Consider the following 16,519-nt stretch of genomic DNA (forward strand, 5'->3'; position numbering starts at 1 on the left):
TGATGACTTTAGTCCTTATTGGCTCAAAGATTTAAGAAAGGACTGAACCTCACTACAAACTTATGATGGTTAGATCACCGGACTTAATAAGTAAGCTCATCTAGTTCCGAGAAAATTAAATTTTGAAAAAGGCGATCGTATATTTTGACTCATATCAAGTCCGATGCAAGATGCAATCGGACTTGATATCATTTGGTTGAACTACTTACAGGATTGCAAAATCTGCAACATTAATCAGCCCTGTTGACACATTCCTGAGAGTTGCTAACAGTTGACCGGAACTGGTAACTCGGATCGAAGTAGAATTATTTTCTAAAGTAATGCTCAGTTGCGAGAAACTTAAACCGCCTGTCAAGCCGATCGCATCGCGACCATCTTGAAAGTCTAAAATAGTCTCGCGGCCGTTGTCGATACCTAAGATAAATCGATCGTCCCCAGTACCTCCAATCAAAGTATCATTCCCCTCATCTCCAAATAACCAATCGTCCCCAGCACTACCCAGTAAACTGTCTTCATCCTTGCCGCCATAAATAGTATCGTTTCCAGCATCACCGTTGACGGTATCCTGACCTTCATTGCCAAACAACAAATCGTTGCCCAAACCACCACACATCTGGTCTTGACCGCCAGCGGAGCCGATCGCCAAAGGCCTGCCAATATCCCCGTACATAGTATCTTCTCCGTCGCCACCACAGAGAGTATCGCTGCCCTCATCCCCAAACAGCACGTCGTTGCCCAAGTCTCCTACGGCCAAATCATCGCCCTTGCCACCACGCACTGTATCGTTTCCATTACCGCCAGAAAGGGAATCTTCGGCTGCTTGCCCGTTCAGGTAATCATCGCCACTGAGGCCAAATAGCAAATCGCGACCTGTAGAATCGATGTCTAAAGGGTTAAGAGTACCACCGTATAAGGTGTCGTTACCCTCATCGCCAATTAAAGTATCGCTCTGTTTGCCTCCAAAAATTATGTCGTCATCTTTGCCACCGTAAGCAACATCTTCGTTCTTGCCCGCAAAAATTAAATCATTTTTAGCACCCCCGTTGAGGTAATCATCGCCCTCATTGCCAAACAGCACGTCGCTATCTTTGGCAGAGGGAAGAATAACTATATTTCCTAGATCAATGCTGAGGTAAGATCCGCCATAAATATTGTCATTGCCAGTGAAGCCAAACTCCCAGTCGTTACCATTTAAGCCGTTGATTTTGTCATTGGTAATCGAACCCTCCAGAATGTCGTCGCTTTCTGTACCGTTGGTGGTGCTATTTGTTTGGTTGGGGCCGCGAATAGCAGTCGGGCTGGGAAAGGTTATCTGCTTGCAAATGCAATCTTCGTCTTGAGTGTCTGGCGTTGGCGTCGGAGTTGGAGTCGGAGTTTCCGTTGGCGTCGGAGTCGGAGTCGGAGTCGGAGTCGGAGTTTCCGTTGGAGTTGGAGTCGGAGTCGGAGTTTCCGTTGGAGTTGGAGTCGGAGTCGGAGTCGGAGTCGGAGTTGGAGTCGGAGTCGGAGTCGGCGTCGGAGTTTCTGTTGGAGTCGGAGTCGGAGTCGGCGTCGGAGTTTCCGTTGGAGTTGGAGTCGGAGTCGGCGTCGGAGTTTCCGTTGGAGTTGGAGTCGGAGTCGAAGTCGGAGTTTCCGTTGGAGTTGGAGTCGGAGTCGGAGTCGGAGTTTCCGTTGGAGTTGGAGTCGGAGTCGGAGTCGGAGTTGGAGTCGGAGTCGGAGTCGGAGTCGGAGTTGGAGTCGGAGTCGGAGTCGGAGTCGGAGTCGGAGTCGGAGTCGGAGTCGGAGTCGGAGTTTCTGTTGGAGTTTCCGTTGGAGTCGGAGTCGGAGTTTCCGTTGGAGTTGGAGTCGGAGTCGGAGTTGGCGTTGGAGTTGGAGTTGGAGTCGGAGTCGGCGTCGGAGTTGGAGTCGGAGTCGGAGTTGGCGTTGGAGTTGGAGTTGGAGTCGGAGTCGGCGTCGGAGTCGGAGTCGGAGTCGGAGTCGGCGTCGGAGTCGGCGTCGGAGTCGGAGTTGGTGACTCCAAGTCATCATTTGCGATCGCACCTATACCCGTCGCTTTAGTAATAGTCGCATTGACAGCAGTGCTGAGGTTGACGTTAAATGTTTCGTCAGTTTCAAACTTAGAATCGCCGTTGACAGCAACAGTAATGGTTTTTGTCGTTTCCCCGGCATTGAAGGTGACGCTGCCTGTGGCCGCGGCGTAATCGCTATCAGCAGTGTTAGCAGTACCGTCTGAGGTGGCGTAATTGACGGTGACGGGCAAGCTAGAAGCTGCTGAGAGAGTGGCGGTAAAAGTGGCGCTAGCAGTACCCGTATTGCCCTCGGTAACAACTACATCATCGATCGAGATACTAGGAATATCATCATTGGCGATCGTAGCAGTGGCGGTGCTGGTGGTGACAGTCGAACTTTCCGGCGCTGCGGTCAAATTTGGGTTGCTGAGGGTGACGGTAATTGTCTCGTCAGGTTCAACTGCGGTTTCGCCCAAAACATCCACAGCAATAGTTTTAGTTGTTTCGTTGGCGGCAAAGGTGATCGTCCCTGTGGCGCTAGTAGCCCCCGCAGCATTGATAATATTGTAGTCTTCGCCGTTGGTTGCGGTGCCAGCGATCGCATAATCTACTGTACTCGCTACCCCCGTGCCACCGCTGCGAGTGACGGTGAAGGTGAGGGGTTGAGTGCCGGAGTTGCCTTCGGTTAAGGAACCTGTCGCTGGATTTGTGAGTGCGATCGCATAAGCAATCGAGTCATTGGCTGCAATAGTCACCGTAGCATTGCTGCTGGCCGGTGCGATCGCATAATTCCCATTTCCCAAATTCAATCGCAGCGTTTCTGCCAACTCCGGTATAGCGTCATCAACTGGAGTCAGAATCACATCCACAAAGCTTTGCCCATTGGGAATAGTGACTGGAAAGGTACTGCCCAGATTGTAGTCAGCAGGGACAGCGGTACTGCTGCCATCAATGGCGAGATTCACGGTCAAATTACCGACTGTGCTATCACTGCGGCTAACGCGGAAAGTGCCTGGATCGATAGGAGTTTCAGCGGCGGAATTATCCGGTGCGGTGATGCTCACAATCTGCTGTACTTCAACAGCGCCGATGTCAACAGCACTGCCAGAAGGCCGAGTTAAGCCACGCTGATCCGTAGCAGGTGCGATCGCGCTACCCGCATCGATCGCGGGACTACCTACATTCAGCGCGTGGGTTTGCGTAGGGCCACCGTTATTTGCCAGTGCTCCGAGATTCGGATTGATGGGAGTGCCAGCAGTGCCTACTAGATCGCCATTAACACCGTTTGTGAAGCCAGCACCAGTACCGTTGCCAATTAAGTTATTGCCCTCACTCGTAAATGTGCCGTCTACATCGGGGTTTAACGGAGCCGTATTCCCAGCAATGATGGTGTTGCGGACATTTGCCGTCAAGGTATTGAAGATGCCCCCGCCTTGGTTTGTGGCACTATTGAGAGTAAGAGTGCTACTTCTCAGATCCAGCGTACCGCCATTTCTGATCGCGCCAAAGTTGTTTGCAGTGTTGCCAGAAAACGTGCTGTTGGTAATGGTTGCCGCGCCGCTGTTGACAATGCCGCCGCCGTTTTGTACAGCCCGATTGCTGTTAAAGGTGCTGCTGGTGACACTTAATGGCAGGGCATCGTTTCTGATCGCACCGCCATCAGCCGCCGAAATGTTGTTAGTGAAAGTGCTATCAGCAATACTCAAAAGTTGGCCGCCGCCTCTGTGGTAAATCGCGCCCCCACCCTCGGTGTTTTGGGAACTATTGCCATTAAACGTGCTGCCAGTAATGTTTACCGTACCGCTATCGATCAAGATAGCACCACCGCCTTGGCTAGCTGCCGTCGCTGTATTTTCGGTGAAAGTGCTGCCAACAATGTTTACAATACCGCCACCCTGCCTGATCGCGCCGCCGCCCGAAGCAGTAGCGGTATTGGCAGTAAACGTAGAACTCGTTATTGTCATCGTGCCGCCATTGTTGAAGAGAGCACCTCCTGCCCCAGCGACATTGGCGGAGAAGGTAACGTTTGTAAGGTTCAGGGTGACACCGGAGGCGTTATTAATGCCGCCAGTGCCGTTAGCAAAGGTGAGGTTAGAGATGCTAACAGGGCCGGTATTAGTGCTAAGTATCTGCACTAGGTTGTTACCGCTGACTGTCAGGTTTGCCGCCCCAGGGCCGTTCAGAATAAGGCTTTCATTAATAGTTGGCAGCGTTGTAGCGAGGGTAATTGTGCCCGTAATGCCAGTCAGGTCAATAGTATCTACGCCTGTGAGAGCATTCGCTTGGGTAATCGCATCTCGCAGCGATCCTAAGCCGGCGTCGTTGGTGCTGGTGACGGCAAAAGAAGCTAAAACGCGATCGTAACTTGCGATCGCCTCTTGGGTGAATGCTAAAGGTGTCTCGATCGAACCAATTGTTACTTCTAAATCCCAGTCACCGCCTAATGCAGCACTTCCTGTCAGGTTTTTGGAAGCAGCGATGTCTGCACCTGTGAGTTGATTGAGGCGTTGCAAGAACGATCGCCCCGCTATCGGTGGGGCTATTTCTGCCGCCACGTTGCAACCGTACAGCAGGATATCGGCGTTAGGGGTTAAGGCCTTTTTCCACTGCTGAAGTCGAGCGCCATATTCGTCTAGGTTGTCAGAATTTAGCTGAATTGACCCCAGTTGCAAATTTCCAGGCCCGCCGTGAGAAACAATATGAACAGCGGAAATATCGGTGTAGCTAGCTAATAACTCTGTAATTTGCTCGACTCCATCCCCCGCCCGATCAAGTATAAATATCTCTTTCCTTGGTTCGGCGCTTGGTGCAAGGCTTTGATAATCTTCAACGGTTGGGTCAATGACAACTATTTGCGTAATTTTTTCCATGATCGATTTTCCTCGTAGATGCAAAGGAAATGGAGCTTAAAAGCGGCGATCGTCTTGCCAAGAAAATTCAAATTAGTATTGACAAATAATCATTTGAATCCACTAGCTAGGTCTTGGAAAGCTTGTACAAGGCAAGATATAATGCTTAAGTCATAAGCAGCTTAGAGTCTTACTAAGACAACACCTAGAGCAAATTTGTTCCCTATCGTAAAAATTAGTCAGTAAATATAGCGATCGACCCCATCGCGCATTCGAGCCCCGACTTCTTTAAAAAATCGGGGCTCTGGGCGTTCTGTTGTTTCAGGTGGGCTTACTTATTTGGAGATACTAGCGAGAATGCTTTCCATTTCAGCAAGCTCGATCGCCCCGGAGAAAGTTTTGCCGTTCATAATAAAAAATGGAGTGCCTTCAATGCCAAGTTGTTGAGCAAGTTGCACGTCTTTCCCAATGGCGGCTTCGGCAGCGGGGCTATTGCGATCGGTGTTGAATTTATCTAATTTTAGATTGAGCTTTTGGGCGATCGAGGTGTAGAGTGGTTCGCCTAACTCTTTCTGCCCTTGAAACAAAGCGCTGTAGTATTCCCAAAATTTCCCCTGCTGTTGGGCAGCCCAAGCTGCTTTAGCTGCTGGCAGCGCTTGAGGGTGAATTGAAGTCAGGGGAAAATGCTTGTAAGCTAAAGTAACTTTGTCCTGGTGTTTTGCCATAAACTGCTTGACAGTATCGTGAGCGCGCGCGCAAAACGGACATTGAAAGTCAGAGAATTCTAAAAGTACAATCTGCTGCGAAGCTGAACCCGTGCTGGGAGAATCCCCGATCGCAGATTTGGGATTAGTTTTCATCTCCTGCAAAAATGATTCCTGCGCTGCTTTGAGAGACTGCTGCTGCTGTTGCTGGTACGCTTGTACCGACTCTAAAATTGCTTGCGGGTTTTCGCGGATAACCTGCAAGACTTGCTCTTTCAACTTGGGATCGACTGAATTGCCAGCCGCTGACTGCGCGGGGGAACAACCGATAAATACAAGGCAACCTGCCAGGAGTACAGCCAAGCAGAAGGCTTGCTGGCTACGGAGTTTTCGCCAAATAGTGGATACGTTCATCTTTTTTTCTGATTCACGGCAACACTTAATCCTACATTTAATTTTGCGGAGTGTCAGGTATACCGCTGTTGACTGCTGTCGAGCTATTTTTAGCTTTGACCAATAATTAGTCATTGGCAATCGGTAATTCGTAGTCGGTAATTGGCAAGGGTTGTTAATCACCCGGACACAGACTAACCTAATAATTAAGATTTAAATCACGGGAGTTTATTATAATATTATAATTTCGCCTCAAACGACCCAATAAGAAAGGTTTGTAGTGATAATTTTAGTCCTGATCAGCTTCTGAGGACTCAAGTCTTAACGACAAACGCGCTCACGGTTATTTTACAGGACTAGATATAAAATATAAAAATAAAAGGGCGATCGCTCCAGCGATCGTCCTTTTATTTGCTGCACGTATTATCCGCTTTTAGACTTGTCTGAATCGAAGATTATTTGCGGTTGTTGAGCCATTTAGCAGCAACTATTCCCAAAATACCAGCAACAACTGGATTTCCCAAAAACTTCATCAAGCTGGGCTGTTCGGCCAGCACTTCTCGGAAAATATCCGGATGATTGTGATAGGTGAACGACGCCAGCTTGGTAACATCGTCAGCATTCATGCGGCTGGCGTGGTGGGTAGAAAGTCCTAGCTGCTTTTCCAATTGGCGATCGTCCAATCCTCTCTTGCCCAAATGCTTGAAGAATTCGCGCGCCACGTCGTCGCGTTCGTTTGGCTTAATTTGGGCGATCGCCTTTTGCAATTCCGGTTCCAACTGAGCCGGCGGGAGGGAGTCGTGATTCAGGGAACGCCCGAATAATTGTTTGCGCTGAGCAGGCGAAGTTCTCTGAGCAAAATCGTCAAAGTTTTCGTAATCTTCACCAGTTGTCTCCGGCATCATTTCTCGATCGCCCTGGGCTAAATCGTTCATGATTTGACGCTTGTAATTATCGCTGCTACTCATGGTAACTCTCTTCCAATCTACACAACATTTCCGTCTTAAATTTAGATGCTTTCGCCTTCAAAAAACTGCGGAATATTAAACCGCCACGCGGCTATCATTTAAGCTGGCTAACCAGGTCAAGACTTGTATTCAATCTGATTTGATTGCTGGTCGTACTTAGCAGTCAAAATCAGTTTTTTGTCAGGAGCGTAAACCAAAACACTTACATCCTGATTTGGGAAATTGCGGTGAAAACCTTGTGCTAAAGATTTGGCCAAATCTTTCACTTCAGTCGGGCGGACTTGCGGGGTAATAACAACTCCCAATTTGTTATTGTCGCGAACGTAAGCATCCTGAACCAGGCCCTTAGCCGTTTTTGTTACCCATTGACCAAAATCTTGACCTGCGGCGGTATTGCCACGTTCTAGCTGCGCGTAATAACCCTGACTGCCGCCAATTGCTACAGGTACATCAGTCGGTTTTTGGGTTGAAACGCTGGGCGCGCAGGCAGTCGTAATAGCCAGCATTAAAACCAAGAGTAAGCCCGCAATTGTTTTGCGACTCTGCTGCAATAAACTCACCTTTTTTCCTCCCTTCTGAAAACAACTTGAATACTTGAAAGGGTCAGGTTGCTGGACCCTCTCAATTACTATTAGGCTTAGTCTAGTTTCTTTTTGAGCTCATCTTTTACATCTTCGATCGCGTGACCAGCTTCAGCTTTTGCCTGCTTGGCTTTGCCTTCTGCTTTATCCTTCGGGTCGCCAGTAACATTGCCTAGGGCTTCTTGAGCTTTGCCTGCGATGTTGTTGCCAGTTGCCTTTGCTCTATCTTCATTACTCATTGGTTTCTCCCTATCTGTATCTAATTTGACGTTTTTTACTTAATGAACTCATCATATGTAACTAGGAGCTGCGTTGCACTCTACCTCTAGGAATAAAGAATAAATAACAAATGGAATAGGGAATATAGCATAGGGAACAGTTATTTGCAGTCTTGAACTAACTGCGACTTTCAGACTTAATTATTGTTTGTTTTTACCGTTTCTGCTGGCTACAATCAAGTATTTTTGTAAAAAACTGTTGAATCGTCGCGCGTGCGTGCAAGACTATTTTTTTCAACCCTAAAAAATTTATAATTTTAAAATTTTATTTAACTTTGCCTTAAAAAGACGGGTGTAGGCAAGACCAGATCTTACCCCCACCCGAAAAAAAACTATTAGTTTTAATCTACCTTGTGATGACACTCTTTATCTATTTTTTGCTGAAGTTCTTCTTTCAACTGTTCGACAGCGCGCCTAGTTTGAGCATCTTCTTGTTTTTGCTGACCGAGGGCTTTTTCTGTTTCCTCACCGAGCAATATTTCCCGCGATTTTGGTAGGGTGACTTGATTTTCGCTACCAATGTGGGTCGCGTTTTCTTCAGTATTCATTAGTTTTTCCCCTATTGTTTGCAAAAATTATTTTTAACAAGGGTACTTAGAAGTTAACCTTATATCTATCATAAGGGAAATCACGAAGACTTCCCTCTGTCTGAAGGGAGATAGGGGCTGGTGAATAGTTTTGAGTTTTATAGTTAAGATAAATTACGGAAACTTCCATGAACCCGAAAGGAGATAGGGGAAGGAGAAGAGTGCGTGAGATAGCTTGGTGAGTCGCAAGGCGCGGGCAGTGAATGAGTTGGGGAAAAGGGAGGAGGGGGGAGAATTTTTTTGGGGCGCGATCGCCATAAGTACCTTTTGTCGTTTGTTTGATGAGGCTGTTTCGACATTTTTGATAGACTCCCCGACCGTCGCGGACGGAGATTCTAATTTATGGTTCATCGAAGTCCACTTGCTATCTCAGGGTGCATCGTCAATAGTAGAGGGGGTCTTCTCCCCACACTTTCCCTCTTTCGAGGCAGATTCCTCTTGCCCAGAGGTACCGTTTTGCCGCTCCATCCCTAGCATATTCATTCCCTTTTTCTGGATAATTAAAGTCAGTGAAGGAGTCGCCTCCTCCACGGCTCTCCAAAACGGAACGTGATAGTTTCCCATCATTCCGCTCCTCAATAAAACGGCTGTTGTCATCAGTACGTCGTTACCAACATATCGTTTTCCCACGCCCAAAGCCTTGGTTCCACTGGTGGCTTAGGTTTAGCACTTTTGCAGCTAGATTTGTTAGCGAGACTGCCATCATTGGCAGTTTTTGGATTGTGGCAATGTCGATGGAGTAATTGTCAATTATCATACGATTCCCTTCCACCTTTCGATTTGGGGATGATTTGGTCAACCTCTATCGAATCTCCATCTTTGAAGTAGTTATCGCAGTGAGAAAATTTCCCTTTTTGTCGCTTGAGTAGTTTAGCCAGTTTTATGGGTATTTCGGGGTGTACTCCCATTCTTGAACTGGGAGCATCTCACTTTTGCAGCCAAGCTAGAAATTGGAGTTGGGAGTCAAAAGCCAGGAGGAAAGAGGAAGAAGGCAGGAGCCAGAAAAAGTGTTTTTACAAATATGAGATGCTCCCAACCCACGCGACTTATTTATTACTTGTGCAACTTTTATGCAGTGTCTTTTGTGACTTCCTTCCTGGGGTAATAATAGTTGGAAATCAGAGGATATTGCCATTAACTTTGCTTGAGTGGTTTTGCTCAACAGGCAATTGTCGGATGTTGAATCCTAAGAAATAGAATCCGGGTTCTTCATTCAGGGTAAACGCATTCTAACTGGCCCTCAATGTATGCTACAGTTAAAATCGTTCGGCATTGTGGAGCAATGCTTGTAACTGTTCATACGCCAGACCAATTAATCGCTGTGTTTTTTTATGATTTTCTTCAATATGATTCAGGATGTCGCTCAGGTTTATGTGTAAAAATATGTTTTTTATGTTCTTTTACACCTAATGTTACTATTGGGGAGATGTCTAAAGAAGAGTCCCTAAAAATAATTGAAACCGAAATGCCTAATTTTCATGGATAATTTTTCCCCGAATACAGCCCGACTATAACTTAATTGAATTAGTAAGGCATTAGACAAAATAATATATGACCACTCGATTTTTTATATCAATTGAATACCTAGACTATTTATGGCCGCTCCTTTTAAATGAAGGACAATTAATAATTAAATGGGATGGCTCAATCAAAAACAAGGGTAATCCTTGTATCACAGTTTAAATGTGCAACAGCTTAGAGGTGCTGCGCGCTTCTAAAAATCAAAAATTTTTGCAATGCCAGCACCACCAACTTTCTACTTATGGAATTGGTCAAGACTGAAGTATAGACGATTGATGGGAGAAAGGCTACTCTGCGGCACATCTTAGCCGTATCATCTGTTGTTTAGTTCACCCTACTTCATGCCACTGCACCTGAGTTCGGCTAACTCCAACCAACTCGTAGTAATTGAGCAGCCTGCACGTTACTCATTGCGACTTCCCCAATGCCTTTTGCACAATAGCTGTAAAAGTTACGAACAGGCAGAAACAATGAAAGCTACTGGTAAGGTGTATACAATTGATTTGGCTGGAAATCAGTATCAAAGCCCTCGCTACTTGCAAAGTCGGGCGAGGATTAACTCCCTCATCGACCATTATATGTCATTGGAAATTTTGAGCGATCGACTTTCCGATCTGCCCCAGCAATTTTCCGCCCCGCATCCCCGCCCTTGGGAGCCCATAGATTGGCAAGGAATCAATCGCGACCAAATTATTGGTGTCAAGCCAGAAATATTTTTACAAATTTTGGCAAGTGCGGCAGAAATTGAAGCTCCCATCCGCAGCTACGGTAGAGAAAGTTGGTGCTACTTACAGCATATTTACCCGCAAATGGCGCGGTTTATGGGAGGAATTTTTGATGACAACGGCAACATTATAGAGATAGGTGTCTGGGAAAAAGAAGAACGCCAACATTGCCCGACCTTTAGGAAAATTTACCAGCAACTGACAGCCGAAAAACTGCAAGTTAAACCGAACTCTGTGAATGGCTGTCAATCCACAGGTGACGCTTGGCAAGATACCTACAAACACGTGATTAGTCGCCTGAGTACCGAGTGGGGAGCTACTTCTGTTTATTTATGGTTGATGGTACACTCAACTGGGGCGTTGCAACAGGCAATTTCGGAGCCTTTACAGGATGAAATCAATCATTTGGCTAAGTTTTGGGGTTTCAGCCGCTGGGCATTCTCCCAGAGTTACTTCAATCAACTGAAAGGCTCTACCAAAAACCTGATTGCTTTGCTGAAACACCATCAGATTGAACGCACGCACGGCAATGATGTGTTTAATACTTCACTCAGTCTCAAACAGATTTCTTTGGTGTTAGAATTGACTTTTACATTCACGCGAGTGATGGTGCGTCTGCGGCGCTGGAACCGCGAGCTCAGTCGCAGTTATCTCAGACATTTGTTTGGTACAGCGCCGATGGTTGATGCACCGCGCAAGGTCGCTTAAATAGGACTTATGCAAGGGAGCAATTTTTACACTATTTGTGGGGATAAGGTGCGGTGTGCTTCGCCCTACAGATACTATCTGTGGGTAAGTCCTGTTAACAAAATTAAACCCGAATTGCAAAATTAAACGATCGCACTTAAAAGCCAATAAAAACCTAAAACTACCATAAATCATGCAAATTACGATCGCCATTCCCGACAATCTCCCCCTGACTGAAGCCGATGTGCGGATAGAATTGGCGATCGTACTTTATCAGCAGCACGCCCTCGGCGACTGAAACATTTAAGTGCGATCGGGCATCATTTTCAAGTTTTATGGTTCGGCTGGGGGTTCCCACTTACAGATAGACTCTGGCGAAAGAGGGCAAGTTTTGGGAGGGAGCGGATTTCCGCTGAGGCCGAGCCGAGTCAGGTTAGTCAAGGATGCTAGCGGTTTGATGTCGCCGATCGGATTTCCGCTGAGGCCGAGCCGAGTCAGGTTAGTCAAGGATGCTAGCGGTTTGATGTCGCCGATCTGATTGTCGTTGATGATGAGTTCCGTGATACTAGAAAGTTTCCGATCGGCCACATCGCAATCATTAGTCCCTGCTTCCTTCAACAACACGTCAACAGTATGTTTGGTTTCTGGACTCACATCAGCTTTTTGGCGGCACTAATCCGCAAATGTTCGCCTATTGTTTCCCGGTTGCGCCCTCGCAACTTCGAGGTAAAGCGCATTTTCAGATAATGCTACGATCGCACTCAAAGCAACTACTATCTACCTTGGTAAATTCATCTGTTTCTGTGCAACTATAATTTTCATCATTTTGTATCCCTAATTTTCTAAATAGACAATGGCAGGTTGGCAAACTGTCACGATACTGCCATAAAGTTGTAAAATAACTGCGATCTTAAACTTATAGCCAATAATTTTATCTCCATAAACTGAGGAAAATACCCTATGAACGGCCCAGCATCTTACACATCATCTCAAATGACCGATCGCGATCGCGCTAACCTCAGTCGCCTGATCGATTACAGTTCCATCCAATCAGTACCCGAAATTTGGGCGATCGTCAAACAAAAATTCGGTCAAACCGTCGCCCTCCACGACCCCCACAGCCAGCCAGAAATCAAACTCACCTATACCGACCTCTACCAGCAAATCCAGCAATTCGCCGCCGGCCTCCAAGCCCTCGGCATCGAACCAAATCCCGAAGAAGCAGTCCCTCCCCGCGTCGCCCTCTTCGCAGACAACAGCCCCCGCTGGCTGATAGCCGACCAAGGTATCATGATGGCCGGGGCAGCCAACGTTGTTCGAGGCGCCACCGCCGACCCTCAAGAACTCCTATACATCATCCAAGACAGCGGCAGCACCGCCTTGGTAGTCGAAAACCTGGCATTACTGACAAAACTGCAACACCGCCTCCCTGATTTGCCCATTCAACTCATCGTCCTCCTCTCCGACGAAGAACCGGAAACCAGCCAAACCCTAAGCACAGTTAAATTTTCCCAAGTGATGACCACAGGGGCTAACCGTCCCCTCAAACCCACCAACCACAAGCCTCAAACCCTCGCCACCCTCCTCTACACCAGCGGCACCACCGGCAAACCCAAAGGCGTCATGCTGACTCACGGCAACCTGCTGCACCAACTCAACACCTTGGGCACAATTCTCCAGCCCCAAGGCGGCGACGGCGTCCTCAGCATTCTGCCCAGTTGGCACGCCTACGAACGCAGCGTCGAATACTTCCTGCTTTCCCAAGGATGCACGCAAATTTACACCAACATTCGCTATTTCAAACAAGACTTTAAAACTTACAAACCCCAGTACATGGTCAGTGTTCCGCGCATCTGGGAATCGATTTATGAGGCCGTACAAAAGCAATTTCGGGAACAGCCACCTAACAAACAAAAATTGGTGGATTTCCTGTTATCTGCCAGCCAGCAATACATCGAGAACCGCCGCATTTTCCAAGGATTAACTCTCAGTTTGAAACCGGCTTCTGCTTCCGAAAAACTAATCGCCCGCACCAAAAGCATTCTGTTGTCGCCCGTGCACGCCCTCGCCGAAAAACTGGTTTACCAAAAAGTCAGGGAAGCTACAGGGGGACGCTTAAAATGGGCGATTAGCGGTGGCGGTTCTTTGGCCGCGCATATAGACAATTTCTTTGAAATAGCGAATATCGGCTTGTTGGTGGGATATGGTTTAACCGAAACTTCGCCGGTTTTAACTGTGCGCCGGCCTTGGCACAATCTTAAAGGTTCCGCAGGACAGCCGATCGCCCATACGGAAATTAAAATAGTAGACCCAGAAACCAGACAGCAACTGCCCACAGGCCAGTGCGGCTTGGTATTGGCGCGGGGGCCGCAAATCATGGCAGGTTATTATCTTAATCCCCAAGCGACTGCCAAGGCGCTCGACCCCGAAGGCTGGTTCGACACTGGCGATTTGGGCTGGCTGACACCGGGAAACGACTTAATCTTGACGGGGCGCGCTAAAGATACGATCGTCCTCAGCAACGGCGAAAACATCGAGCCCCAACCCATAGAAGACGCCTGCCTCCGCAGCCCCTACATCGACCAAATTATGCTAGTAGGTCAAGACCAGAGATCCGTCGGCGCCTTAATTGTCCCCAATGCAGAAGCTGTGCAGAAATGGGCAGAAACTCAGAATCCCCCTATACACGAAATTGACTGGAATAGCAAGACAATTCAAGACTTATTCCGCAAAGAATTGAACCGAGAGGTGCAAAATCGCCCCGGATACCGCGCGGACGATCGCATCGGCCCGTTCCGGTTGATTCAGGAGCCATTTTCGATCGAAAATGGAATGTTGACCCAGACCCTGAAAATTAAGCGCCCGGTTGTGACGCAACACTACCGCGATATGATTGACGGGATGTTTTGAAATATTCGCAGGACTTGGGGAATGGAAAAGAAAAAATTATCCCAACACCCGAGTCCGAGTCCGAGTCCTCAGTCCTGGGCCATTAGTTCATGTTTACCAACTAATGACTAATGACTAATGCCTAATTCCTAATTGACAAGCAACAACTTTATGGAACCACAATTACTCTTGAAACGATCGATTAACGTTAAAGTCGTCGTTACTCCCCGCTGGAAAGAAGAAGCTCAACAGCAACTCCAAGCCCAAATCAACCAAATAGACTCTCAGCTACAACAGTTAGAAATGCAAGGGCAGCGGATGATTTCAGAAATCCAAAAGCAAAATCTGCAGCCCCCAGGCCCGCAAGTAATGCAGCAAATAGAAAACATTCAAGTGCAGGTGAATCAAAGAAAAAGCGAACTGCTAGAACAGAAAAACCAAAACCTGCAACAGCTTCAGCAAGTGCAGGTGCTAGACCTGGAACAAGAAGTGAGTCAAGGTCAAATTGACGGCACGTTCACTGTCGGGCTCGGAGAAAACTTGATTCAAAAAATGCAAGTAGAAATTCTCCTCCGCGACGGCATAGTCGAAGAAATTCGAGGTGATATTTAGAAATTGGTAAGTGGTAATTGGCGATCGGTAATTGGCAATTGATTTTGAGTCAACAGTCACACATCAAGAATGCGAGAGACTGGCATAATAATAAGTATTGCCGGTGGCCGGTCGCCAATGATCAATTGCCAAATACCGATTACCTATTACCAACACAAAAGGACTTTTTACAGATGATTCGCGAAGTTTTCATGCCAGCCCTGAGTTCGACAATGACAGAGGGCAAAATTGTTTCCTGGGTCAAATCCGCCGGAGACAAAGTAGAAAAAGGCGAAACGGTGGTGGTGGTTGAATCCGACAAAGCCGACATGGACGTGGAGTCTTTCTACGAAGGCTATTTAGCAATAATTATCGTACCTGCGGGCGAAGTTGCTCCGGTGGGGGCGGCAATCGCCCTAGTAGCAGAAACAGAAGCCGAAATCGCCGTCGCTCAGCAGCAAGGAGCCGCCGCTCCAACCGCAGCCGCCGCCCCTGCTCCCAGCCCCGCTCCTGTGAGCGCAGCTACATCGTCAGCAGGTTTGCAGCAAAATGTCAGCCGCCAAAACGGCCGCAGCGTCGTTTCTCCCCGCGCTCGCAAGTTAGCCAAAGAGTTTAAAGTAGATTTGAATTCTATCAAAGGCAGCGGGCCCAACGGTCGCATTGTCGCAGAGGATGTGGAAGCAGCAGCCGGCAAAGCCCAACCCGCTCCGGTTCAGCAAGCGGTAACAGTCCCCGCTGCACCCGCACCTGCACCCGCAGCGCCCGCCCCCGCAGCAGCCAAACCCGCCCCCGCAGCAGTCCCGGCGGTGGCACTTTCTGGTCAAACAGTACCGATGAACGCGCTGCAAAATGCGGTGGTGCGGAATATGGAAGCAAGTTTGAGCGTGCCGTCTTTCCGCGTCGGTTACACAATTACTACTGATAATCTCGACAAACTCTACAAACAAATTAAGTCGAAGGGCGTCACGATGACGGGTATGCTGGCGAAGGCTGTAGCAGTAACTTTACAAAAACATCCTCTGCTGAATGCTTATTATGTGGAGTCGGGGATTCAATACCGCGCTGATATTAATGTGGCGGTAGCGGTGGCGATGGACGGCGGCGGTTTGATTACGCCGGTGCTGCAAAATGCCGATCGCCTCGATATTTATTCGCTCTCGCGCACCTGGAAGGATTTAGTCGATCGCGCCCGCACCAAGCAGTTGAAGCCTGATGAATATAGCACGGGAACTTTTACTCTTTCCAATTTGGGAATGTTTGGAGTAGACAAGTTTGACGCTATTTTGCCGCCGAATCAAGGCTCGATTTTGGCGATCGGTTCTTCGCGGCCGCAAGTAGTGGCTAATGAAGATGGTTTGATGGGAGTGAAGCGCCAAATGCAGGTAAATATTACTTGCGATCACCGGATTATTTACGGTGCTGATGCGGCGTCTTTCTTGCAAGATTTAGCGAAATTGATTGAGACAAATCCTCAGTCTTTGACGCTTTAATTAGTTAACTGTTGACAGTTGACTGTTGACAGTTGACTGTTGACAGTTGACGGTCAATGTTTGGCACTCAACTATTCAAAGAATCTCATCGGGAAAGCTTCCAACAGCTAAGAGTTGATCGCTTAGCTGAAAAAATATCAAACGAAATATGGTTTATTGTTAAAAAGTGGGACGGGTGCATCTCACTGTTGCAAATATATGAAAAAAGGGCGAAAATGAAAAAGCTAGTAAAACTGTGAAAAAAGATGAG

13 protein-coding genes are annotated in these 16,519 nt (G+C 47.6%); 5 read left to right on the forward strand and 8 right to left on the reverse strand.

The window, feature by feature from the left end; translation table 11 throughout:
• Nucleotides 1-205: 205 nt before the first annotated feature.
• From QUA57_RS20835 to QUA57_RS20865, 7 genes are all read right to left on the reverse strand, one after another.
• Entirely contained in the window at nucleotides 206-4,876 is a 4,671-nt protein-coding gene (locus tag QUA57_RS20835) for a DUF4347 domain-containing protein (RefSeq protein ID WP_333063373.1), read from the reverse strand.
• A 314-nt stretch (nucleotides 4,877-5,190) separates the two neighbouring features.
• The gene (locus QUA57_RS20840; protein ID WP_333063374.1) at nucleotides 5,191-5,973 is read right to left on the reverse strand and encodes a DsbA family protein; all 783 of its coding nucleotides are present in this window, start codon (nucleotides 5,971-5,973) and stop codon (nucleotides 5,191-5,193) included.
• A 434-nt stretch (nucleotides 5,974-6,407) separates the two neighbouring features.
• Nucleotides 6,408-6,920 carry a hypothetical protein gene (locus QUA57_RS20845; RefSeq protein ID WP_333034605.1) on the reverse strand — a complete coding sequence of 171 codons (513 nt, stop codon included), beginning with the start codon at nucleotides 6,918-6,920 and terminating at the stop codon, nucleotides 6,408-6,410.
• Nucleotides 6,921-7,036: 116 nt separating this feature from the next.
• Nucleotides 7,037-7,480, reverse strand: coding sequence for a hypothetical protein (locus QUA57_RS20850; protein ID WP_333063376.1), 444 nt, complete (start codon nucleotides 7,478-7,480; stop codon nucleotides 7,037-7,039).
• A 77-nt stretch (nucleotides 7,481-7,557) separates the two neighbouring features.
• Nucleotides 7,558-7,740 (reverse strand): CsbD family protein, encoded by a 183-nt coding sequence (locus QUA57_RS20855; protein ID WP_333063377.1) that lies wholly within the window; start codon nucleotides 7,738-7,740, stop codon nucleotides 7,558-7,560.
• Between the two features lie 380 nt (nucleotides 7,741-8,120).
• Complete coding sequence (locus QUA57_RS20860; protein WP_333034600.1) at nucleotides 8,121-8,327, reverse strand: hypothetical protein; 207 nt, start codon at nucleotides 8,325-8,327, stop codon at nucleotides 8,121-8,123.
• A 408-nt stretch (nucleotides 8,328-8,735) separates the two neighbouring features.
• The gene (locus QUA57_RS20865) at nucleotides 8,736-8,996 is read right to left on the reverse strand and encodes a hypothetical protein (RefSeq protein WP_333063378.1); all 261 of its coding nucleotides are present in this window, start codon (nucleotides 8,994-8,996) and stop codon (nucleotides 8,736-8,738) included.
• Nucleotides 8,997-10,049: 1,053 nt separating this feature from the next.
• Here QUA57_RS20865 and QUA57_RS20875 point away from each other — a divergent pair.
• Both QUA57_RS20875 and QUA57_RS20880 read left to right on the forward strand, forming a co-directional pair.
• Complete coding sequence (locus QUA57_RS20875; RefSeq protein ID WP_333034595.1) at nucleotides 10,050-10,148, forward strand: RQC domain-containing protein; 99 nt, start codon at nucleotides 10,050-10,052, stop codon at nucleotides 10,146-10,148.
• 80 nt (nucleotides 10,149-10,228) lie between these two features.
• A complete protein-coding gene (locus QUA57_RS20880; RefSeq protein ID WP_333063379.1) occupies nucleotides 10,229-11,320 on the forward strand; it encodes a hypothetical protein in 1,092 nt (363 codons plus the stop codon).
• A 312-nt stretch (nucleotides 11,321-11,632) separates the two neighbouring features.
• Here the strand turns inward: QUA57_RS20880 and QUA57_RS20885 are convergent, their stop codons facing one another.
• On the reverse strand, nucleotides 11,633-11,953 hold the full coding sequence (locus QUA57_RS20885) for a leucine-rich repeat domain-containing protein (protein ID WP_333063380.1): 321 nt from the start codon (nucleotides 11,951-11,953) through the stop codon (nucleotides 11,633-11,635).
• A gap of 306 nt (nucleotides 11,954-12,259) precedes the next feature.
• On the opposite strand from QUA57_RS20885, the gene QUA57_RS20890 reads away from it, so the two are divergent.
• The 3 genes from QUA57_RS20890 to QUA57_RS20900 all read left to right on the forward strand — a co-directional run bounded on the left by QUA57_RS20890 (nucleotide 12,260) and on the right by QUA57_RS20900 (nucleotide 16,269).
• Entirely contained in the window at nucleotides 12,260-14,209 is a 1,950-nt protein-coding gene (locus tag QUA57_RS20890) for a long-chain fatty acid--CoA ligase (RefSeq protein ID WP_333063381.1), read from the forward strand.
• Nucleotides 14,210-14,359: 150 nt separating this feature from the next.
• The gene (locus QUA57_RS20895) at nucleotides 14,360-14,800 is read left to right on the forward strand and encodes a YlqD family protein (RefSeq protein ID WP_015179467.1); all 441 of its coding nucleotides are present in this window, start codon (nucleotides 14,360-14,362) and stop codon (nucleotides 14,798-14,800) included.
• Between the two features lie 173 nt (nucleotides 14,801-14,973).
• On the forward strand, nucleotides 14,974-16,269 hold the full coding sequence (locus tag QUA57_RS20900) for a dihydrolipoamide acetyltransferase family protein (RefSeq protein ID WP_333063382.1): 1,296 nt from the start codon (nucleotides 14,974-14,976) through the stop codon (nucleotides 16,267-16,269).
• Nucleotides 16,270-16,519 lie beyond the last annotated feature (250 nt).

Origin of the sequence: Microcoleus sp. Pol7_B2, assembly GCF_036701035.1 — a bacterium.
Lineage (GTDB): Bacteria > Cyanobacteriota > Cyanobacteriia > Cyanobacteriales > Microcoleaceae > Microcoleus.